A 21,521-nucleotide genomic window follows, 5' to 3' on the forward strand; every position below is an offset into this window, starting at 1 on the left:
ACAGAATGGCAGAAAACTTCGAACAACACTCAGATATTTCCGCAGCTGATTTGGCCCGCCTATCACAGGAGGCTCAGGCGGAAGCCACGCCATCGACGGCCAAAATCATCTGGAGTGAATTTAAGGCGGATCGTCCCGCCATGGCTGCCCTCTTCATCATCGTTGGCTTTATTGTCTTCGTGATGGTGGGTGCGCTATTTATCGACACTCCCAAGATGATGGAAACCAACATCATGGCGTACTTCAACCAGCCGTTCACCCCTGAATTCTGGCTCGGTGCCGACTCCGGTGGTCGTTCCGTGGCTAAGCAGCTGATTGTCGGATCTCGTAACTCCATTGGGATTGCAATTGGCCTGACCATCATCTCTTCCACCTTCGGGATCTGCTGGGGACTCATCTCCGGTTACTTCAACGGTTACATCGACTGGGGAATGCAACGGGTCTATGACTTCATGATGATGTTACCAATGACCATGATGATTATCGTCCTGGTTACCATCATCCCCCATTACAACTCTGTGACCTTAACGTTCATCTTCTCCATCTTCTATTGGGAAGGAACGTCACGGCTGATTCGGTCCAGAACCTTGGCCGAATCAGAGAAGGATTACGTGGCCGCTTCCCGAACTTCCGGGACCAGTCACTGGAAGATTATCTTCAGAGAGATCATGCCTAACATTTCTTCTCTGATCATCGTCGACTGTACCCTGTCCTTCGCCGAAAATATCGGGGTTGAAACCGGGCTGTCTTACCTGGGCTTCGGGCTACCAAGCCAGACGCCTTCACTCGGGACCATGATTTCTAACGCCAATGACCCCAACAACATCACACAATACTGGTGGACTTGGTTGCCAGCCGCACTGGAAATCATCATTCTTTGTTTAGCGATTAGTTATGTCGGCCAAGTTCTGCGGCGCGCTGCGGATGCTTCGCAACGCCAAGGTGCTGCCGACTAATCACCCAATTTCATTTGAGGAGATGGTGCCACCCTTCATCTGCGTCAGTCGTAACATTGGTTCCACAACCGATCCTGAGGAGAATCGGTTGGCTTATAACTTGAGGATTTTATACAAGGGGGAAACATAGTATGGATAAGAAAAAGCTCGCATTGTCTGCCGTGGCTGTTCTTGCAACACTCAGCCTTGCAGCATGTTCCAGCAAAAGTTCATCCAGTTCCAACTCCGGGACTAGTGGCGCTTCCGTAAAAATGTCCGCTTCATATAAGAACACGAAAGCCACTGATAAGTCCGCGACGAAGAACAGTACATTAAAGCTCGCAGAACCTAACGATTCGCCATTCCAAGGGATTTCTGACCCCGTCTTATCGACTAACGCCGAAGACGCCGATGTCTTCTCACCAGGTGGAGATACTCCCGGTAACATCAACGGGTTATTCCGGACCGACGCCAACTTCAAGATTGTTGATGGTGGGTTAGCTAACCAGAAGATTGACCGGAAAGCTAAGACGGTTACGATCACCTTACGCAAGAACGCTAAGTGGTCTAACGGTGACAAGGTTACCGCCAAGGATATCGAATATCCATACGAAGTTATTGCCAACAAGAACACCACTTCACAACAATACTCCGCTGACTACAACGCCATCAAAGGGATGGCCGAGTACCACACTGGTAGCGCTAAGACCATCTCTGGGATCACCTTCCCTGACGGCCAAACTGGTCGGACGGCTGTAATCCACTTATCGAAGGTTACGCCAGCCATGAAGTATTCTGGTAACTCCTTCATCTGGCAATCTGTAGAACCTTACAACTACATCAAGAACGTGCCAATCGCCAAATTAGCTTCATCCAAGCAAGTTCGTAAAGACCCACTCTTCACTGGTCCTTACAAGTTGGATAAAGTTGTTGAAGGTGAATCCACGACTTGGTCACCTAACAAGTACTACTACGGCAAGGCACCACAAATCAAGCACATCAGCATCAACGTGGTTTCTTCCAACAACATTGACAAAGCTATCCAGTCCAACAAGTACGACTTCACTGTTCCTAACAGTGTCATGCGTGGGACTGACTACAAGCAGATCAAGAACGCCAAGAACTACAAGATGGTTGGTCAAGCTGCCCTCTCCTACGGTTACTTTGGGTTCAACGTTGGTCACTACGACACTAAGACGCAAAAGAACGTGATGGATAAGAACAGCAAGATGAGCAACAAGAGCTTACGTCAAGCCATGATGTACGCCTTGAACCTCGATGCCGTTAACAAGAAGTTCGGTAATGGGATCACTTGGCGTGGGAACACATTGATTCCACCAATCTTCAAGAAGTACTGGGACTCTTCAGCCAAAGGTTACCCTCTGAACATCAAGAAGGCTAACCAATTACTGGATAAGGCCGGTTACAAGAAGCGTAACGGTAGCAAGTGGCGTTCCGATCCTAAGGGCAAGCCATTAACCATTAACTTTGGGACGATGACTGGGACTTCAGCCCAAGCCGCTGAATACCAAGACTACCTGCAACAATGGCGTAAGGTTGGTTTGAACGCTAAGTTGGCAACTGGTAAGACGATGGAAATGAACAGCTTCTACTCCACCATCCAAAAGCCAAAGCAAAACACGGTCGACATTTACGCCGCCGCATGGAGCTTGTCATCTGAACCAACGCCTACGCAAATCTACGGTGAAGACGCAACCTACAACATGGGTCACTTCGTCACTAAGAAGAACACGCAACTTATGAGTGACATGAACAACGAGAAGGCTTGGAACGATACTTACCGGACCAAGATCTTCAAGCAATGGCAGAACTACATGAACGAACAAGCCGCCGTTGTACCTGATAACTTCAGTTACAACTGGTCACCTGTCAACAAGCGGGTTAAGGGCTTTGACATGGGTGCTGCTAACCAGAACTTCTGGACGAACTTATCCTTGACCTCATCAAGCCTTAAGTAAATCTAGTGTTTCGGTTCATGAATCCTGATGATTACCGTCGAATCCCGAGAGATTCGGCGGTTTTTGTTTTGTCTGAGATTCATGGAAAGCCCCCCACTTGTTTTCTGGGTAAACCCTCATTTTTTCTTCAGGGTCCCCCAAGTCACGCAACCGTTCCCAAGCCACTCACATCAGTCACCCAAGCCTTGGTTAAAATGAAATGAGCCCAAGGGGACCTTCCGCAACTTTTGTTATAAATTTTTCAACCTAGAGGTACCCCCTAGTTCCCGCGTTTTCAGCCCTTTTCATACGGGTTTCTAAGAATTAATTACTTACACTCTGCGAAATTAATGATATAGTATAGGTAAAGTTTTAACATGACTCGTGAAGGGGTGGCATTCCATATGTTACAACAATACAAGAACATTCTGGTTCCCGTTGACGGCTCCAAAGCAACCCAACCAGTCTTAGAAAAGGCAATTGAAGTCGCTAAGCGCAACCAAACCCATCTTGATATCTTAAATGTCCTTGAAGTTAACCAATTCAGCGACACTTATGGTGGTGCTGTGAGTGGTGACGTCATTTACAAGCTTTCTGAGGACGTTCAGGAACGGCTTGATAGCTTGAAACAACAAGCCATCAACGCCGGTGTGACTGACGTCAGTATCCACGTTCGTTTCGGTAACCCTAAGCCGGTTATCGCCCGAGAATTCCCAGCGGACCACGGTTCCGAATTGATTGTCATTGGGTCAACTGGATTGACCGCCGTTGAACGTTTAATGGTTGGTTCCGTAACCAACTACGTTAGCCGTTCTGCCATCTGCGACGTCTTAATCGTTAAGCCAACTAAACTCAAATAAACAACTGGTCCCTCACCCTTGTGGTGGGGGATTTTTTTGTGACCAGCTAACTTGAATACCCCCTGAACATTCCCAGTGAATAGGGCTATAATAGGTCCCTGTAGAACACTATCTACGGCCTGAATTGGAGCGGGCCCGTTTCATTATTTTTAGGGAAAGTCATCTCTCGTGATGACAGGAGGAGTTAATCATGAACAACTTACTTAAGGGGTCTCTGGCCCTGACTATCGGTCTGATCGGCCTAACTGGCGGTCTGACGACAGCCCATGCGGCTACCAAGTCCCCATATTTAGATATAAACCACTCATTTATCCGTTACGTCCAGCTCAAAAAGAACCTCTACATAGGCGCGCAGAAGAAGTCGGGGAAGACCTTCAAACGCGTTCAGAGTAAGAAGGGCACCATCGTGGGAATCCTTGGTATGGGCTATAACAAAAAGGATAAAAACGGTAATTGGATTGTCAATGCTGGCTTTACCAACGTTTCCAATCACTATGGTCGCATCAAGAATCTGACCTATAAACGTAACGTTTCCATTCCCCTCAAGAAGGCGAACTTTAAGATCGTCAAACTAGGAGCTGAGCCCACGCTGTATCAGGCCGGTAAGGGATTCAAAGGCATCCTAAATAGCACGACATTTACGTCACAAGCTGCCTTTTATTTGACGATGGACCACTACGTTCAATACTATAATGCTTCAGCAATGAAGCAATTTGCCCCCGATGGCGCCGTAGCTACTGTCTCCGGTCTCGATGTTTGGAAGCCAACCCACTCGGCTAAGGCTTATAAGGTGACAACCACGGGCAGAACGACGAAAATCTACACTCATCGGGCCATCAAGGGCTTACCCAACAAGCGCCTTGCTAAGGGTAAATACCGCTTGACTATCAAGGATTTGAATCGTCAAACAGATCAGGACTTCTTCCCATTTGAAGATGCGTACTACGCCTATGCCACTTGGTCTAGCTACCAGGTCAACGGCAAGCCTTACTTCTCCGGCACCGCTGACGAAGACTATGACTAAGTTCTAGAACAAATTGGCCGCCTGCGGCTAGATTGGTTCTTCAATGCCACCAAGAGTCTCAGCCTCGTATTTCTATGGTATTCAATTAACTTTTAAACTTAACCGACCAGTCCCACTACCGCATTACTCGGAGTGGGACTGGCCGGTTTTTCTCTGCCTAACATCTAAGACTAAAATGGTATGATGGTTAGTAATTAGATAGACAAAATCGCCTATCGCCAACGTTTAAACTACTCAACTCAAGAAAGAGGTAACCTCCTTTGCATTGGACCTATACGCGCACCCTGCCCTCAACTCAAATAGCCCGTTCCCTGCGAGACCAGCTGATCGCCTGGCTACTCCCAAGCCACCTGGTTCATGATTTGCGGATTAGTCAGCGCGTACTCGTCAATGGCAGTTACCGGTCAATGAACCAGCTTGTCGGACCCGGTGACATCGTTCAAATGACCTTTGTCCCCGAAGACTTCAAGGAACCTTTTCCCGAGGTTGATCCCGACAGTGCGGCTACGGTGGCCGTCATTTACGAAACGGCGGACCTCCTTATCGTCAATAAAACGCGGGGGAGTAAGACCCATCCCAACCAACCAGGTGAGCGCGGAACGACCTTAAACCACGTTGCAGCCTACCTAGGAGACGAGCAGCCCGGCCCTTATATTCTAAGCCGGCTGGACCAGGAAACCACGGGTGCCTTGATGATGACCAAGACCCCCGCCGTGGTGCCCATCATGGTCCGCAACATTGCTGAAAAACGGGTTCAACGCACCTATTTGGCCTGGGTCACGGGCCACCTGGCCGGTGAAGGGACATTTGACGACCCCATCGGCAGAGACCCCCAGGACCGCCGTAAGCGTCAAGTTAATGGCATCCATCCACAGAGAGCCATCACCCATTACGCGGCCTTAGACGAGCAGTCAGGAGCCACTCTGGTCAAATTGTGGCTAGAGACCGGCCGGACCCACCAACTTCGCGTGCACCTGGCCGCCAGTGGTCATCCACTGATTGGTGATCCCCTTTACGGAGCCCCTTCTAAAACCCGTCTACGGCTTCACTGCTGGCAATTGCGTTTCCCCCAACCCTTCGCTACCGATGACCAGTTAACAACTGTGACGGCCCCCGTACCAGCCGATTTCGACGTCCTCAACTAAGTCTTCCTGAAGTCAGCATAATCGTCAGTATTCTCACGATAGAGACGATTGTCACCGTTAACCATTAAAACCAGTTATACTTTAGTCAATTGGATTCACTAGGGGGGATTGGATGCGCTGGCAGCAAAAAGGAGCCCTGATTATTCTTGCAGGCTTGTTAGCCATCTTATTAATCTGGGGACTCTTCAATCTTCGTCGATGAGCATCATTAAATAGCACCAGCTAGCATGACCATTTTGTGGTTTATCTAGCTGGTGCTTCCTATTCATGACTAGTGTTATTGGCCACCTGCGGCTACCAGGGATTACACCGGCTGTACCTAGACTAGCCCCACAATCACCAACAACTAAAAACGGGAAGTTTGCCTATTTAGCAAGCTGCCCGCTTATTGTGGTCTAATCTGAGCCTGGTTTGACCGAGGTCCCCCACCAGTGAGGCATAAGTTCACCCAGAGTTAGAGTCTCTCGTTTTGCATAATCCACCATAATTTGCATATTCTTATTGGCCTGATTATACTGCATGAATGCCTCACGACAAGCACCGCAAGGCATACCGCCATTGCCTTCAGGTGGCGTATCCCGAAAGGCAATTAACCGCTGAACCTCAGTTTCACCACTATCCATATACATTTGAAGTAAGGCAACCCGTTCTGCACAGAGGTTCAGGACCCCAGATAGCGCTTCGACACAGTATCCGGTATAGATTTTCCCGGATTTACTTTGGAGGGCACAGACCACATTATGTGTATAGATAAAATTATTCACCGCCGTGGGATGATAGTACGGCTTGGCTGCTTGATAGAGTTCTTCCCAAATGTCCATATTCACTCGCCGTTCCTTCTTCAGTCATCACTAACAATCTAAGTGACAAGCTAGTCCCCCGCTAATGCCAGCGAACTATAATTAGTGTTCATTTTGGCCCTTCAAAAACCATAATGCAACTGCTAAAAACACAGCGATTTCGCCGGTTAAGACCCCGTTCTAATTATCTTGGTGATCATGCCATCTGAATCTGAGTCTTAGAGTTTCCACCCAAATTAAAAGTAGTACCAACGAATTTTTTCGTCGACACTACTTTTCAATTTATCCATTAACAACCAGTTAGTCTGAATGCCACGATACCGTGGCAACCCCCGGTTAGTTTTGACTTTCTCATCCACTCTAGCCGGAGGAGGCCAGGGATGGAGCCGGCCGTGGTGGTACTGTTAGACCGAGTGTTTTTCTCGGCCTTACAGTACCGGGCGACTTTGAAGACTCGCGTCTCTGGCGGGGCTTCAAATCGAGCGAGAAGCCCAGAGGGCTGAAGCGTCCCCACAGCAGGCGTAATCCCTGGCAGCCGCAGGCGGCCAATCTCACGCTAACATTCGATTTCAAAGAGATCAAAAAAACCGGAGTAACCACGCTCCGGCTCCCAGTTAGCAGCTTTGAGTCGCAACGTTTTCACCGTTTGTAGTCAGGAAATCGCTGTTCTCTCAGGCTTGCTAGACCTCAATATGTAATCTTTATTGAGCAACTCTACCCGATCAGGTTGGGAACCCGGTCGAGCCATTAAAGTAACTCTCATCATGACGGTAAGGGTCACTTCACAAAGTTGAGACTCCGCAGAACTTCCACATTCTACGACTTCTCTGAAGGATTGATTGGTATTACATTCATTAGTATAGCAGACGCCTCTAGAATTGCAAGCGTTTTCAGGAATGAAACGATAACTGTTTTTCTGTGAAACCAGTTGACCAGTCTATCTGACTTTGTGAATCATTCAAGCCTTGGGTTATCCCTTCGGTAAGGCTACCGTTAATTGGCCCCAGTGTCGCTTTAATTTCAGTGTGCTCGTGGCACTCGTCGGGAGCACATGCTGCAAACGAGATAAGTCTAACTCGGCCTGATTACTCTTGACGTGACTCTGTCCGTCCACTTGCGCATCATCTGGTACTGGAAAGATAATTTGAAAGCGAACCAGCTGCGGCGATTCTTCCAGATCCAGCGTGACCACGGTTGGCGATAGATGTTTCACCCCTTGAATCAGTGGCGGGAGCGTCCGACTTAGCAGCGTCCCCATCAATTTGAGCGTCGTGATCGTCGCGGTCAAGGGTTCCGGAACCTTGATAAACAGCTGAACCCCGGCCTCCTGCGCCAATAAGTAGTTGTGATAGACATCGAAACGCAGGCTGGCACTGGGAATATTGGAGAGATCGTCAATCGTCAGTTCCGCCGCGTTACTGGTCTCCCAACCCGAACGAATATCGATATACAGCTGGCGAAAACCGTCATAATCCCGATCTTCAAGGTAGCCTCCTAGTCCCAACAACATATTTTGATAGTCATGGCTAAACTTACGAATCGCGCCCATTTGACGGTTCAGTTCACTGGTATACTGCTCCCGAAATTCCTGCTGTTGGCGTTGAAGTTGCGTGTGCTCTTCTTGCAAATGGGTCAACATCAACATATAGGTACTTAGTGAGAGCCCAATCAACAGGGTTCCCGCCACTCCCGTTAAGAAAATCAAATAGTGGTCAGAATCGGCCAACTCCTGTAGGGAGTATTCGAAAAGAATGTAGACTAACGCAATCCCCGTCATAAAGATCAAGAAGAGGTATTCCATGGAACGTCCCACCATAGCCTGGATAAGATTTTCCATCGGCGCTCGCGTCAGCCACAGTCCCATTCCAATCAAGGTAAAGAGCACCGCATCGATCGTCATTCCCGTCAGCGTCCCCCACCAACTCGTCGCAAAGTTCAGACTGGTGAGCCAAATAGTCCCGTTAAGCACGACCATATCCACGAATTCCGTCAAGAGATACGCCATAATCGTCACGTCAATAAAGGCCGGCAAGTATTGCCACTGATGGTCCTTGGCGAGGAGTGCGACTTCGATGACTAACATGACCACGACCGCCAGCGCACCTAGCAAAGAACTCCGTGCGGTGAAGGGGTTGAAGATATCTAAGAGGGTAAACCCAATCGCCATCCCCGCGCAGTACGTGAGAAAGTGTTTCTGCCGCAATTCTGGAAACCAGTAATACTGGAAGTAAACAAACCAAAAAATCAGTGTGAAGTCAGCCACCGCAAAGCTCCAGATACTCACTGTAATCATGTGCTCACCTCCCCGGCTTGGTCAAAATCACGGTAAAGTACAGCATGCCGCGTTTTATCGCCACCTGTAGCGCCGCGTTCTTGGTCCGGTCAATCAATTCTTTCACAGTACTCAGACCTTGACCGTGACCATTTCCCTTGGTGGTATAGCCCGCCCCCATGAAGCGGTTAATCTTAGGCGGCGTCAGCGTTGAGACCGGGTTGGCCACGGCGATCTCGTAGGCGTCTGGATAGGCTAAGATCGCGCAGTAGATCTCCGATCGATCGCCAACGGCTGGTGCCTCAATGGCATTGTCCAATAGAATGCCCACAATTCGTAACAGATCCATGCTGGCCATCGGCAAACTGACAATCGCTTCAGGAATCTCCAGGTGTAAATTACGACCCCGATTCTGGGCGGCTAAGATCTTCTGAAACAACAGACTCTTCAGCGCCGGATCACCCAATCTCTGGAGACCATCTGCCTCGAGGCCCGCCAAGTGACTCGTGGCCTGCCAGCGCTGGTTTAAGGTCTCGTAATAGGTGGCCAACCCTTCGTAGTCGTTTGCATCCAAATAATCCCCCAGTTGTAGCATCTGCTTCTGATACGTTTGTTTAAACTGACGAATAGCCTGTACCTGATCAGAAATCCGGCGATCATAGCGCGTTCGTAACAGCGTTTCTTGATACTTCGCCCGCATGCGCTGGCGAGAAAAGAAACTCTGGAGAAAACCAAAGAGACTCGCCGAGATCAGTAGAACCATGACCAGTTCAATACTCAGAGAAAAGGTCAGCATGGCGTGCGAGATCTGTAGGTGGTGAATGATCAGCGACGACATTTCCGCTAACACCGTCAGGCTAGCCAACATCGCCATCACCGTCCACTGCTCCTTACGACTCAATGCCAACTTGGTTAGATTCCCCGGTTGAATGTGCATCCCAGATACCGCTAAGGAGATCAGACTATAGATAAAGATTTGAAAGAATAGCCGCGCCGTGATGGCCGAAACGCTGTCGGCAATCCGCCGACCCCAGAGTTCAATGGCCACCTGCCGCGTCACATCGTTGATCAGGACGACCACTAGAAAGATCACAATCGTGGCGTTGACAAAAATCAACGCCAAATGCCGGATCAAATAGACCAAGGCACTGATTGGCGGAATGAGGAGACTCCACGGCTCACCAATAAAGGCTGGGATTAACGCCCAACCGACCCACTTCAAGGGTAATTTCCAATTTTGGGGCCGAATGAGCCCAATCCAAATCGTGAGGAACCACTGCATGGTCATGGCCAGCACGAAGTTCGTCCAAAACTGACGTCCGAATAGCTGTAACACGGCGTCCATCACTGCACCCTCTTAGGATTTTAAATGCTTTTGTACTAACGTTTTAACCTCATGGAAGCGCCGAGTAGCCACGTCTGTCTCGTCCCCATTAGGAAAAACCAAGCGGCGCGTTTCCGAGTCAATGCCACTAACATTGTCAAGATTAACTAGAAAACTCTTATCGGTTCGATAGAGTTCCGGATACTGATCGGCGATATCTTTCAAAAAACCAGGAAATTCCACCAATTGATTGACCGCGTGCACCATGACCTTATGGGGCGTCTCCGCGGTAGCGACGAAGTATACGTCGCCCATCGGCAGGCTGAAAGTCCGGCCGCCAATGTTATAACTAAAGAGGTTCTCGGTATTGCCGAGGTAATTGGTATAGCGTTGATACCCATAGTCGACGTTTTCACGCAACTTTTGGTCAATCTGAGTGCGCCCCAGGTCCTTGACCACGAAATCCATGGGCTCCACCTTTCGCTCGAAGGTCAGCAAAGCCATTTCAGAATGCGTGGTGACGAAGACAATCTCCGCAAAACCCAGCAGCTTTCTGATGGCAATGGCTGTCTCTAGTCCACTCATCTTCTCTGCCGGAAATTCGATATCGAGGAAGAACAGGGCATACTCTGGCGGATTTGCCTGGAGATTTTCCAGAAGTTCTTTAGGGCTGGGCGTGGCCAGATTAACCACCATATCATAGTCATTAATCATGATGTAGCGCTTAATCACGTCCTTATAGTGCTGTAACTGTTCCAGATTATCTTCACAGAGGTATACGGCTAACATCATCTCACACCCTTTCAACTAAATCGGTACTATATCTATCACCCACTAATATATATTGAATCGTGACGACTTGCAATCGTTTTACTCACACAAAAAAGGAACTATCCCCTCAGATAGCTCCCAATCCGCATGGATTATTTAATTTGGTGCTGGCTAAATTAGCACTCCCCCAAGTTCTAATTAAGTCGTCAGATACTGCTATACACTTACTCTTCAGTCACTGCTGAAAGTCTTGCTACTAGCCATCCTAAGCATCTGACGATGATTGCGTTCTACCAAGCCGCCATGTGATTAGATAATCTCAGGTACGATCCAATCAATATCCCCTAATGTCGTGTTAATCACGCATACTTTAATTGATTGATTCGCAAAATCAGTTTCCGTAAAACTGACCCCTTCCAACTGTTATCACTTTACCATGTTCTTAGCTTATCAGTCGTTAAATGGCAAAAACGTCAATATTTGCACGTTAATGCCCCAAAAATCAGCACAATTTAATTGTGTCGTAACGAATACGTGACGTAGCCACCTAAGATTAAGGGGCCCACAAAGGCGACCACAACATCGATCAAACCGCGCCAGTACCACTTCAACGCGGTCTTGGGAGCTGCGGCCAGCCGGGGTTCGCGTTGCGGCTGCCCCATCTTCTCGTAGACCGAGGCCGTCTGATCCGCTGCACGACGTCGGCGTTTACGCTTGCGACGAATGGTTGGCGCCTTAACGTCGCGGTTATCTTCCAGAATTACCCACTTGGCAAATGGAAAACATAACCAACTGATTAAAAAGTACCAGTCGGCCCCGGTGATACCAGGCATCAGCCGCCACTGCGCGTAGTTCAGGTGCCCCAGAAGGGCAATAATGAGGACGATGACTAGACCCACTCCGGCCTGCCGTAGCCAGTACGATCCGTTAATTTTCATAGCTGTCCACCTTTCCCTTTCCGGTAAAACTGTTATAGACTAGGTTTAAATGTAAGTAATGAGGTGTTCTATTATGGCAAATTCACGAGATTTCAATCCCATCACCGCGGCGGGCTACCGCCGCATCGAAGACGAGATTGCCGCACTCCAAGCGGATCGACCCACTAAAATTGCCGCTCTAGCGGAGGCTCGAGCTCACGGCGACCTCTCAGAAAACGCGGACTACTCCGCCGCTAAGCGCGATCTGCGGCATTTGGAGAGTCGCTTACGTTTTCTAAATAAGCAGCTCCAATATGCCCGTGTGGTCACGCCGAGCACCAACCCCGTCGTGGAACTCGGTAAATGGGTCACCCTGCGTTTCGCAGACGATGAGGCATTGGAAACCTACCAACTGGTTGGTACCGCCGAAGCGGACCTTGATGCCGGTAAAATTACTCGAATCTCCCCCCTAGGTAAGGCCCTCATGGGACACCGGGCCAACGATACCGTCACGGTCCAGTCTCCCAATGGGTCCTACCAGGTCACCCTCTTGACGGTCGGCTTGAATCCACCAGAACAATAAAACCAGTATACCATGAAAAACCGACCGGTCGTGGGCGGTTTTTTACTAGCGTATAGAACCACAAAGAGAGCCGCCAGCTGGGCTAATGCCCATTCTGACCGCTCTCTTTATGATCTCAATTCTCTCTCAATTCATATCCATTTCTATTCAGTAACGGGAATCCCCGTGGCGTCGTAGAAGTTCTTGGTCATTTCATTCCAGGAATCTTCGATATTGTCTTCCAAACCGAAGAGTCCGCTCCGACCGATGATGTAAATATCAGGATCGGCATCGTGAATCCGCTTGAAGGACTTCCGGTTGGAAGAACCATCCATTTCGATTTCGTAGCCATAGCCGTTTTCGTCACGCAATTGACGAAGCTGCTTGATCTTTTCCAAGGCAGAAGCCACAAACTTTTGTCCGGCAAAGCCAGGGTCAACCGTCATGATAGTCACCTTGTCAACATCAGCAATGTAAGGCAGAATTTCAGAAATTTGCGTTTCAGGATTCAAGACCACACCGGCCTTCAAACCAGCCCGGTGAATCTTATCAATCATCCGAAAGGCAATTCCGTTGGCTCGTTCGGCTGGGAAGCAGATTACTTCACAGTTAACCTTGATTAGTTCATCAACCCAGAATGCTGGATCTTCAACCATTAAGTGCGCGGAAATTGGGGTGTCAGAAACGGTCTTAACTTGTTCGATAAACCATGGCGATAACGTCAGGTTCGGGACGAACTTACCGTCCATAATATCCACGTGGAAGGAATCAACCTTGTCACTCAAAAAGCTAATCTCTTTATTGAAATTCTTTAAATTCATCGTCATCAATGATGGTGCAAACTTTACGTTCAATTCAATTAACCTCCTATGAAATCTGAATGTCATCCATGTTCAATTCAGCTTCGTTACTGGTATCTTCTTCCTCTTCTTTTTCATCAACGGGAACCGGCTTCTTCAAAAGAGCCAATGCAGTCCCAGTGACTAAGATGTTCGCAACTAATCCGATAATGAAGCCCATTGGCTTGGTCATCGTTGGAATGGCTAACAAGCCACCGAATGGCACCTTACTGTTGGCACTGAAGTACATGGAGATGGCCCCACCAACGGCACCACCGATACCAGTGGCAACCACACAACGAACAATATCGTTCAAGACAATTGGAAGCACCCCTTCAACAATTTCGAAGATACCCATTGGGAACGCCGTCTTGATGGTTTCAACTTCAACCTTGTTGTAAATATTCTTACGGAACAGCTTACCAATGAAGTATGCGGCCGTGAAGCCTAAAGGTGTTGCCATGTTAACTAGGATTAACGCCGTGATAGGTTCATTAACCCCGGAAGCTTGCATGGTCAGAACAAAGGCAAAGACCGTCTTGTTAATCGGGCCACCATAATCAACACTGGCTAAGACCCCAATCATTAAGCCGTAGAAGACTTTGGATGAGTTGTTCAACGTCCCTAAGTAGTGGGTCAACCACGTTGTCAGCCAACCAATAGGTCCCCCGATAATGTAAATCATAATCAGGCATCCAATGAACGAGGCCAGGAATGGCACAATCAGCATGGGCATTAACCCATTAGCCCAGGTCGGTAACTTAACATACTTTAAAATGGCTAAAACTAACCAACCGGCCATGAACCCACCGATTAACCCACCAATAAAACCGGCACCAATCTGTTGTGCGGCTAAACCAATTACTAAACCTGGGGCAATCCCTGGTTTGTCAGCGATAGAGAATGCAATCCCGGTGGAGATGATCATTGGTAAGACACCTAATCCGGCACCACCCATGGTTGATAAAGCATCCCAGAATGAGAAGGACTTCGTCAAATCAGCAGATGAGCTTCCACCAAATGCCATCCCAATAGCAATCATGAACCCAGCCCCACAGACAACTGGGATTAAGTACGAAATCGCTGTCAATAAATGATTCTTCAACCGTAAATTTTTAAATGCGCTTTTCATCATCTATACCTTCTTTTTTTAAGCGTTTTGACGTTGCTTAATAACCTGGGCAGCCTTTTCCATCAATTTATTTGGTGATTTGATGGCGATATCAGTTGGCACCGTCATCTTGGTAATCTTGTCGAACCGGTCCATCCCCTTGATCTTGACGTCGATAGCCAAGATAGCAATGTCAGCATCGGCAATGTCTTCTGGGGTTAATTCATTCTGCGTTCCGATAGTGCCTTGCGTTTCCAAGTGAATGTCATAACCTGCCTTTTCAGCGGCCTTTTCTAGTTTTTCTTGGGCGATATAAGTGTGGGCAATTCCAACGGTACAAGCACAAACACCAACAATTTTCATGATTAAGTCCTCCTATTTATTCAAACGCAGCAATGACTTCATTAACACTTTGTGCAGTCTTCAAGCTATCGAGAACGTCGTCGTCCCCGAGCTTCTTGGCAAATTCAGATAACATCTTGAGGTGGTCTTGCGCCCCTTCCGTTGAATCGGTAACCGCGAATAAGATGACGATGGAAATCTTCTCATCATCTAGACTTTCCCATTCGACGGGAGTCGTCAGCGTGGCAATGGCGACGGCGGGTTCAGCAACACTCACGCTGCGACCATGGGGAATCGAGACGCCATTCCCAATGCCGGTCACACCTTCGGATTCGCGAACGTACACGTCCTTCAAGAAACCTGCCTCGTCGCTCACCTTGCCAGCTAAGGCCAACTGATGAATCAATTCCTTTAAAACTTCATCTTTACTACTTGCCGAACTATTGACGACAATTGCTTTAGGGTCTAACGCTTCCTCTACTACAGTCATGTCTTCTCTCCCTCTCAAATCTCTATGCTGTCTGCCGCCGTCGGTTCCGTTTCAAACAGGGAATCTGCGACGTCGTTGTCCGCCAACTGGCGAACAAAATCAGTGATTCTAAGTAATTGATCCTGCGGTGCATCCTTTGCCAACAGTAAGATTACAAGTCCTTCAACTTGATGGCCCGCGGCATCCCAGGTGATCGGGTAGCGCTTACAATTAACCAACAAAATTTTAGATTGCTTGACAACATCACTTTGACAATGTGGCATCGCCACGCTCTCAGTAATTAACGTTTCCGCTAATCGTTCTCTCTCTTCTAATGCCGCAGCGGCAACTTCGGGTTCCGTAATCAAGGCTCGGTCCCCCAGTGCCTGACAAACGCGGTTGAATAGCTGTTGTTTGGTTAAGTGCCGCTTAACCAAAACGGCTTGTGTTTCTTGGCCATCTTTCATTTGGTCGCCCCAGAAAGTTTCGTGACAACTTTTCTAATGGCGGTCTGGTCGCGAGTACTAAATAACGCACTCACTACGATGACCGGAATCACCTGTTCGTCTCGAATGGGGACGGTTGAGATGATGAAGTCAACGCCCGAATACTGTTCGCGATTGACTTGGTATTGCCGCATCGACACCACATCATCAATCACGAGTTCCGGTAAGTTCTTGCTAACCTTGACCCGCAGCAACTCGGCAGTTCCCACCCCGGTCGTACAAGCAATCAAGATGTGCAACGGCCGCGCGGACTGTTCCACGGCTCGGGCAAAGTAGATACTAATAAAGGCACTCTCATCAACGGGAATCTTCGGTAATTCATAATCCTGCTCAATCTTCAGAGACGCGGTACAAACCGCATTGAAGATACTCGGGTACTCTTGCTTAATCTGTTCGAGCAACTCATTCGTGGCATGAATGCCATTCTCGAGGCGATTTAACATCGGCCGAACGTGATTAATCAAGTCGGGTAAAATTGCTTTTCCGTCAATCTCAATTTGCAGTAGCCGACTCACCTGCCGGACGTAATCATCGGCAATGAGGATGGCCCGCTGGGGAACAACCTCTGTGCGATCACTAAGGTTCGTGATCCGTGATGATTCTAGATACTCGTAGATAAACGAGATTTCCGCTTGGGGTAAGTTAACGTGAGCATATTGTTCAATTCTATGGCTCAACACCTCCGCACAGTGTAATAATTCTTTGTTCTGAGTAATGGTACCGGGAACTTGGTTAGCGGGCAGGGACCCTTTCTGACCAACGTTACGGTACCGGTTGATTAGAATGTAAATATGTGAGAAGAGGTTCACGTCATATGGATAAGGAATCTCGATTTCCAAGTCCTTCTCGGCATCGCGAATCAAGTCAATTACGAAGTTGACGTCGACTTGATTCAAAGCGACCTCCGAACGGCTAAAGATATTATCGAAGTCGATGATGCCAGTCAGGTCGGTCAGCACAGAAATAGCTTGCCGAACTGCTAACTCATCGCCTTGAATCGAAGCTTTCCGATTGGTCCGTTGTAGCCGAAGCCCGTAGCGGTCAAGCCACTGATTAATAATTTTTTCGTCGTTACTAATCACTGAATCGCTTACATAAAAGTGTTCGTATAAGTACTGAACATCGATAGCTCGTGGTGACACATAGAGTAAGCGAATCATGACTTGCTTCCGCCGCTTGCTGGGTGACAACGTATCCTCAGAGAGCTTGGCGAGATCATGTTGAACGAACTGGCCACTTTCATTCAGCGAACGTGACCGGTTAATTTCAACGCCCTTCCCCTTGGCTGTGGTAATCAGCTGGGGAGCACCGACTTTCTCGTTAATATGGGTGATGGCACGGTAGACCGTCTTGGGAGAAACTTCTAACTCTTCAGATAGTTTCTTTGCCGTAACATAGGAATCTTGCTGGTAGAGCAGATTCATTAACTCACGATTAATGTCGGTTTTAACCATTTGACATGCTCCTTTCTACATAAATAATCATATCATCCATTCTGGTAAGCGCTTTCTCAACTATTGTCCAGAGCACTGGACATTGGCCAAAAGCGTTTTGACCATTGACTATTCGCGTCATAAAAAAAGGGAACAGTCGTTAATGACTGTTTCCCCTAGGTGGACATCACTTGTCCGAATTTGACGGCCGTCCGCTAAGCCTGCTGCCTAGTGGACTCCCCAATAACCGTTTTTATTTTTGAGTACTCATTTGCTGTTAACAGCTGCTGGTAAAGTCCCTCGTCTTGGAGTAACGCTAACAATTGGCTCAAGGCGTGGACGTGGGCATCCCGATCCACCGAAGCTAGACCAAAGATAACCTGAAGTCGCTTAGATTGGCCATTGACTTGCAGGATTGTCGGTTCCTTTAGGATGAGTAGCGACATGCCCAACCGATTAACGCCATCCTCGGGCTTCGCGTGGGCCAACATGACACCTTCTTTAATCATCATATACGGCCCATTCTCTAAGGTAATCTTGATAATCTGATCCGCATACTTGGTCTGAACTGACCCATCACGTTCCAATGGTGCCATCGCGGTGTGCACCGCGGCCTGCCAGTCCATTGCCCCGTCGACAAGCTGAATGTGTGGTTCGGTTAGCAGATCGGCCAGAGATGGCCGATCGTTAGGCGTGACCGCGGTCTCCGGCTGGACTTGTTGGAAGTAGTCACGCAGACTCGCCGTGAGGCCCTCGAAGTCATCGACACGCGCGTAATCCGTGATGATATCCAAGATTGCATGGACCAACTTGGTCTCCCGCGAGTTATCCAACAACCCCAATTGACGAAATTCCTGGCTCAGCCGTTGGAAGTCATTAGAAGTCGGAATCGCCTGGACCCACAAAACCGGTACGTCTGTCGTTGCCGTCATCTTAGCCGTCGTCAGAACGAGCTTGGGCCCACCATGCGTCAAATCCATCTTCTGAAATTCTTCCAGACTAAATGGTTGTGAGAAGCTGATCCCGGGATAACGATCCGAGAGCTGTTGATACAGGATCAGACTCGTCCCGATACCACTGGTACAGACGAGGATCACGTCAGGCTGCTTCTCTGAATCGAGCCAATCCGGTGAAATGCGTTTCACTTCACCACCGAAGTACACCGCAATCAAGGCCAACTCATCACTGGAAACCGGAGACTGTAGAAAGTCTTCAAAGGGTTTCAGGGCGTACTTAGTCAGACTCATCAGGTAACTATATTCCAACTTCACATCCGTCAGATTGGCATTGTGGTATTGAACGTTATATTTAATTCGAAAATAAGTAGAGTACAGGTGAGTGGCTAACGCCCCGAGAAAGGCCTCCGTAACGAGATCAATTCCAGAAACGGAACTGAAGCGCTGGGCCACTTTTTTCGTGGTGGTCAGGAGTTGTTTACTGAATTGACCGTCCTCATTGACCTGTTGTAACTGACCGGCCAGCAGGAGTTTTCTGAGATTGCCAACCTCGGCTGAGGTAACCCGACCATATTGGGCTAAGAGGGCTTCACACCACTGACTGTACCGATCCAGCGGATAATTGCTGGCACCGGTTAGCTCGCGATCACGGTCCCGCAATCGGGCCAACAACCAGGTGAGATACCAGATTAGGAGCTGTGCGGCATCGCCACTGTATGAATTGCCAGTTTCCACTTGTAACTGGGCCAATTGTTCCGTGACCGTTTGGAGATGCGGTAACTGGCGGATCTGCTGAATAATCAACGGGTTCTGCTGAGCCAGCTGTTGGTAGACCCATTGCCGCTGGGCGCCTTCGCTTCCCACCAAGGCCTTTCCGTGACTCGTATTGATAACCTCTGTATCCGCGGGAAGATTAGGCGTGAGCTCACGAAAATCCTTAATGACGGTATTCTTGGAGACCGCTAAGTGCTCTGAGAGGTTCACCAGTGAAAGATGCGGGTTGTGCTGGATGAGAGCCCAGATAATCATTTGACGCCGCTCATCGGCATTTAAGACGGGTCGTGTGTCGGCCTGGTTGTGTTCTTGAAGATCATCCAGCGTTGATTGCGTCAGGAAGTACCCCCCCTGAGCCAGTCGCTGAATATCATCCAACCCCAGGGCCTTTAGCGCCTCGTTGGTCTGCTTCAACCAGTAGAATACACTGCGCCGGGAGAGGCTCATCTTATCCTCGAGATCAGCCACCGTTTTATATTTTTTACCCTCGGCCAAAATGGAAACCAAGAGGTTGATTTGACCTTTTTCACTAATGCTTAGCATCGTCTGCCCCCCTCAATTCTCGTGGCGGGTTCGCCCAACTTCGAAACCCCAATCGGATTTAAGTCCATTTCCAAGGCGTTGGCCCCCGCAACTGATCGACCTGTTAAAGACTCAATTGTTATTGATTGTACCACGCCTAATCACGTTCCGCCGCGATCAAAGGTTCAAAAATAACTAAGAAACACAAAACGTATGACGCCAAAGACACTTGGCAACCATACGCTTTATGAAAATTATTCTTTTTCACTCGTGATTAAGCCTGAAGGTGCTTTTCCACGAGAGCCTTGACCTCTTCATTGGTCTGGCAGGTTGTGACGGCTTCGTCAACAACCTTAGCCCAATCAGTGGTGTCAATATTCTTCATTTCACTCCGAACCCGTAGGACAGAGGTAGCACTCATCGAGTATTCGTCGAGACCCATCCCCATCAACAGCGGTACGGCAATCTTGTCACCGGCCATTTCACCACACATCGCCGCAATCTTACCTTCCTTGTGAGCAGCCTCAATTACGTTCTTAATCAGCCGCAGTAAGGCAGGATTGTAAGGCTGGTAGAGGTAGGAAACGTGTTCGTTCCCCCGGTCAGCAGCAAAGGTGTATTGGATCAGGTCATTGGTCCCAATACTAAAGAAGTCAACTTCCTTGGCAAATTGGTCCGCAAAGACTGCAGAGGCTGGAATTTCAACCATCATCCCCAGCTTGATCTTATCCGCCACGGGAACCCCAGCGGCAACCAACTTGGCCTTTTCTTCTGAAAAGACCTTCTTGGCTGCGCGGAATTCATCCAGCGTTGCAATCATTGGGAACATAATCCGAATCTCACCGTAGTGGGAAGCCCGGATTAATGCCCGTAACTGCGTTCTGAAGATTTCTTGCCGGTCCAACGAAATTCGAATCGCCCGGTAACCCAAGAATGGGTTCATTTCTTCAGGAAGTGGTAAGTATGGGAGGTGCTTATCCCCACCAATATCCATCGTCCGAATGACCACTGGTTTACCCTTCATGGCCTCAGCCACGGACTTGTAAGCCTCGAACTGGTCATCTTCGGATGGTAACTTATCACTGTTCATGTAAAGAAATTCCGTCCGGAACAGTCCAACTGCTTCGGCCCCGGCATCAACCACAGCGCTGATGTCGTCTGGAGTTCCGATGTTAGCGGCAACTTCGAAATGCTTGCCATCTTTAGAAACAGACGCCGCATCCTTCAATTTCCGCCATTCGGCACGCTCCTGAGCGTAGTGCTTAGCCTGTTCCTGATACTGCTGAACTTCAGCCTTATCGGGAGCGACCAGAGCAAATCCATCCAACCCATTCAACACGAGGAGATCCCCGTCCTGAACCTCTTGGGTGGCCTTTTCAGTCCCAACCACCGCTGGGACTTCCAAGGTCCGTGACATGATAGCTGAGTGACTCGTCCGACCACCGAGATCCGTCAGGAAACCTTTAACGAACTGGGTATCCATCTGGGCGGTATCGGAAGGTGTCAAATCGTGAGCGATCACGATGACGGGTTCGTTAATCAATGCTGGGTTAGGCAGTGCCTTCCCAAGCAAATGACTCAAGACACGCTTCGTGACATCCTTAACATCGGCTGCCCGTTCTTGCATGTACTTGTTATCCGTCATGCCTTCGAAGATGGTAATGAATTGGTCCGTGACCTCTTTCAAAGCCTCTTCAGCGTTGATCTTTTGATCCTTAATGAGCTGTTCAATTTGACCAGTCATTTCAGGATCGGCCAGAATCGTCATGTGGGCATCGAAAACTTCGGCTTCACTCTCGCCGAGGTTCTGCGCTGCCTTGTCGCGAATAACCTTCAAGTCATCCGTCGAGTCACTCATGGCTTGAGTCAGACGCTTGATTTCGGCGTCCACATCCGTCACTGACTTTTTCTCAAAGCTCAGGTCTGGGTCAACCAGGCGATAAGCCTTGGCGATCCCAATCCCATCACTTGCTGCAATACCTGTAATTCTCTTTGACATGT

Annotated in this window: 19 protein-coding genes; 6 read left to right on the plus strand and 13 right to left on the minus strand. The window is 48.7% G+C overall.

Annotation, left to right across the window (positions count from 1 at the left end; genetic code table 11):
- Window positions 1–5 precede the first annotated feature (5 nt).
- From EKM70_RS06670 to EKM70_RS06690, 5 genes are all read left to right on the plus strand, one after another.
- Window positions 6–956 carry an ABC transporter permease gene (locus tag EKM70_RS06670; protein WP_125546376.1) on the plus strand — a complete coding sequence of 317 codons (951 nt, stop codon included), beginning with the start codon at window positions 6–8 and terminating at the stop codon, window positions 954–956.
- 131 nt (window positions 957–1,087) lie between these two features.
- Window positions 1,088–2,914: an oligopeptide ABC transporter substrate-binding protein gene (locus EKM70_RS06675; protein WP_125546378.1), complete on the plus strand. Its 1,827-nt coding sequence runs from the start codon at window positions 1,088–1,090 to the stop codon at window positions 2,912–2,914.
- Window positions 2,915–3,297: 383 nt separating this feature from the next.
- Window positions 3,298–3,753 carry a universal stress protein gene (locus EKM70_RS06680; protein WP_057879387.1) on the plus strand — a complete coding sequence of 152 codons (456 nt, stop codon included), beginning with the start codon at window positions 3,298–3,300 and terminating at the stop codon, window positions 3,751–3,753.
- 190 nt (window positions 3,754–3,943) lie between these two features.
- Complete coding sequence (locus EKM70_RS06685) at window positions 3,944–4,777, plus strand: hypothetical protein (protein ID WP_125546380.1); 834 nt, start codon at window positions 3,944–3,946, stop codon at window positions 4,775–4,777.
- Window positions 4,778–5,037: 260 nt separating this feature from the next.
- Window positions 5,038–5,922 (plus strand): RluA family pseudouridine synthase, encoded by an 885-nt coding sequence (locus tag EKM70_RS06690; protein ID WP_125546382.1) that lies wholly within the window; start codon window positions 5,038–5,040, stop codon window positions 5,920–5,922.
- A 395-nt stretch (window positions 5,923–6,317) separates the two neighbouring features.
- Here the strand turns inward: EKM70_RS06690 and EKM70_RS06695 are convergent, their stop codons facing one another.
- The 5 genes from EKM70_RS06695 to EKM70_RS06715 all read right to left on the minus strand — a co-directional run bounded on the left by EKM70_RS06695 (window position 6,318) and on the right by EKM70_RS06715 (window position 12,027).
- A complete protein-coding gene (locus EKM70_RS06695) occupies window positions 6,318–6,743 on the minus strand; it encodes a cytidine deaminase family protein (RefSeq protein WP_125546384.1) in 426 nt (141 codons plus the stop codon).
- Between the two features lie 949 nt (window positions 6,744–7,692).
- A complete protein-coding gene (locus EKM70_RS06700) occupies window positions 7,693–9,015 on the minus strand; it encodes a signal transduction protein (protein WP_125546386.1) in 1,323 nt (440 codons plus the stop codon).
- A 4-nt stretch (window positions 9,016–9,019) separates the two neighbouring features.
- Window positions 9,020–10,339, minus strand: a complete 1,320-nt coding sequence (locus EKM70_RS06705; RefSeq protein ID WP_125546388.1) for a sensor histidine kinase — start codon at window positions 10,337–10,339, stop codon at window positions 9,020–9,022.
- 12 nt (window positions 10,340–10,351) lie between these two features.
- On the minus strand, window positions 10,352–11,110 hold the full coding sequence (locus tag EKM70_RS06710) for a response regulator transcription factor (protein ID WP_225416395.1): 759 nt from the start codon (window positions 11,108–11,110) through the stop codon (window positions 10,352–10,354).
- A 491-nt stretch (window positions 11,111–11,601) separates the two neighbouring features.
- Window positions 11,602–12,027 (minus strand): hypothetical protein, encoded by a 426-nt coding sequence (locus EKM70_RS06715; RefSeq protein WP_125546390.1) that lies wholly within the window; start codon window positions 12,025–12,027, stop codon window positions 11,602–11,604.
- Window positions 12,028–12,100: 73 nt separating this feature from the next.
- Between EKM70_RS06715 and greA the strand changes: the two genes are divergently transcribed.
- Window positions 12,101–12,589, plus strand: coding sequence for a transcription elongation factor GreA (gene greA, locus EKM70_RS06720; protein ID WP_125546392.1), 489 nt, complete (start codon window positions 12,101–12,103; stop codon window positions 12,587–12,589).
- A gap of 143 nt (window positions 12,590–12,732) precedes the next feature.
- Here greA and alsE read toward each other — a convergent pair whose 3' ends face one another.
- From alsE to ptsP, 8 genes are all read right to left on the minus strand, one after another.
- Window positions 12,733–13,455 carry a D-allulose 6-phosphate 3-epimerase gene (gene alsE, locus EKM70_RS06725; protein WP_125546394.1) on the minus strand — a complete coding sequence of 241 codons (723 nt, stop codon included), beginning with the start codon at window positions 13,453–13,455 and terminating at the stop codon, window positions 12,733–12,735.
- The gene (locus tag EKM70_RS06730) at window positions 13,436–14,539 is read right to left on the minus strand and encodes a PTS fructose transporter subunit IIC (protein WP_125546395.1); all 1,104 of its coding nucleotides are present in this window, start codon (window positions 14,537–14,539) and stop codon (window positions 13,436–13,438) included. The genes alsE and EKM70_RS06730 overlap by 20 nt, the downstream gene beginning before the upstream one ends.
- A gap of 18 nt (window positions 14,540–14,557) precedes the next feature.
- Window positions 14,558–14,881, minus strand: a complete 324-nt coding sequence (locus EKM70_RS06735) for a PTS fructose transporter subunit IIB (protein WP_125546397.1) — start codon at window positions 14,879–14,881, stop codon at window positions 14,558–14,560.
- 16 nt (window positions 14,882–14,897) lie between these two features.
- Window positions 14,898–15,350, minus strand: coding sequence for a PTS sugar transporter subunit IIA (locus EKM70_RS06740; RefSeq protein WP_125546399.1), 453 nt, complete (start codon window positions 15,348–15,350; stop codon window positions 14,898–14,900).
- Window positions 15,351–15,364: 14 nt separating this feature from the next.
- Window positions 15,365–15,796, minus strand: coding sequence for a PTS sugar transporter subunit IIA (locus EKM70_RS06745; RefSeq protein WP_125546401.1), 432 nt, complete (start codon window positions 15,794–15,796; stop codon window positions 15,365–15,367).
- Entirely contained in the window at window positions 15,793–17,289 is a 1,497-nt protein-coding gene (locus EKM70_RS06750) for a BglG family transcription antiterminator (protein WP_125546403.1), read from the minus strand. The genes EKM70_RS06745 and EKM70_RS06750 overlap by 4 nt, the downstream gene beginning before the upstream one ends.
- A gap of 194 nt (window positions 17,290–17,483) precedes the next feature.
- Window positions 17,484–19,541 (minus strand): BglG family transcription antiterminator, encoded by a 2,058-nt coding sequence (locus EKM70_RS06755; RefSeq protein ID WP_125546405.1) that lies wholly within the window; start codon window positions 19,539–19,541, stop codon window positions 17,484–17,486.
- 253 nt (window positions 19,542–19,794) lie between these two features.
- Window positions 19,795–21,519 carry a phosphoenolpyruvate--protein phosphotransferase gene (gene ptsP / locus EKM70_RS06760; protein ID WP_125546407.1) on the minus strand — a complete coding sequence of 575 codons (1,725 nt, stop codon included), beginning with the start codon at window positions 21,517–21,519 and terminating at the stop codon, window positions 19,795–19,797.
- Window positions 21,520–21,521: the final 2 nt, after the last annotated feature.

This window comes from Levilactobacillus lindianensis (assembly GCF_003946095.1).
GTDB lineage: Bacteria > Bacillota > Bacilli > Lactobacillales > Lactobacillaceae > Levilactobacillus > Levilactobacillus lindianensis.

Excerpts from the sequence above, each read along its gene's own strand:
- EKM70_RS06705 (WP_125546388.1), bottom strand. The coding sequence starts at position 10,339 with ATGGACGCCGTGTTACAGCTATTCGGACGTCAGTTTTGGACGAACTTC.
- EKM70_RS06750 (WP_125546403.1), bottom strand. The coding sequence starts at position 17,289 with ATGGTTAAAACCGACATTAATCGTGAGTTAATGAATCTGCTCTACCAG.
- EKM70_RS06670 (WP_125546376.1), top strand. The coding sequence starts at position 6 with ATGGCAGAAAACTTCGAACAACACTCAGATATTTCCGCAGCTGATTTG.
- EKM70_RS06700 (WP_125546386.1), bottom strand. The coding sequence starts at position 9,015 with ATGATTACAGTGAGTATCTGGAGCTTTGCGGTGGCTGACTTCACACTG.
- EKM70_RS06745 (WP_125546401.1), bottom strand. The coding sequence starts at position 15,796 with ATGAAAGATGGCCAAGAAACACAAGCCGTTTTGGTTAAGCGGCACTTA.
- EKM70_RS06675 (WP_125546378.1), top strand. The coding sequence starts at position 1,088 with ATGGATAAGAAAAAGCTCGCATTGTCTGCCGTGGCTGTTCTTGCAACA.
- EKM70_RS06715 (WP_125546390.1), bottom strand. The coding sequence starts at position 12,027 with ATGAAAATTAACGGATCGTACTGGCTACGGCAGGCCGGAGTGGGTCTA.
- EKM70_RS06730 (WP_125546395.1), bottom strand. The coding sequence starts at position 14,539 with ATGAAAAGCGCATTTAAAAATTTACGGTTGAAGAATCATTTATTGACA.
- greA (WP_125546392.1), top strand. The coding sequence starts at position 12,101 with ATGGCAAATTCACGAGATTTCAATCCCATCACCGCGGCGGGCTACCGC.
- EKM70_RS06680 (WP_057879387.1), top strand. The coding sequence starts at position 3,298 with ATGTTACAACAATACAAGAACATTCTGGTTCCCGTTGACGGCTCCAAA.
- EKM70_RS06685 (WP_125546380.1), top strand. The coding sequence starts at position 3,944 with ATGAACAACTTACTTAAGGGGTCTCTGGCCCTGACTATCGGTCTGATC.
- EKM70_RS06735 (WP_125546397.1), bottom strand. The coding sequence starts at position 14,881 with ATGAAAATTGTTGGTGTTTGTGCTTGTACCGTTGGAATTGCCCACACT.
- alsE (WP_125546394.1), bottom strand. The coding sequence starts at position 13,455 with ATGACATTCAGATTTCATAGGAGGTTAATTGAATTGAACGTAAAGTTT.
- EKM70_RS06755 (WP_125546405.1), bottom strand. The coding sequence starts at position 19,541 with ATGCTAAGCATTAGTGAAAAAGGTCAAATCAACCTCTTGGTTTCCATT.
- EKM70_RS06740 (WP_125546399.1), bottom strand. The coding sequence starts at position 15,350 with ATGACTGTAGTAGAGGAAGCGTTAGACCCTAAAGCAATTGTCGTCAAT.
- ptsP (WP_125546407.1), bottom strand. The coding sequence starts at position 21,519 with ATGTCAAAGAGAATTACAGGTATTGCAGCAAGTGATGGGATTGGGATC.
- EKM70_RS06695 (WP_125546384.1), bottom strand. The coding sequence starts at position 6,743 with ATGGACATTTGGGAAGAACTCTATCAAGCAGCCAAGCCGTACTATCAT.
- EKM70_RS06710 (WP_225416395.1), bottom strand. The coding sequence starts at position 11,110 with ATGATGTTAGCCGTATACCTCTGTGAAGATAATCTGGAACAGTTACAG.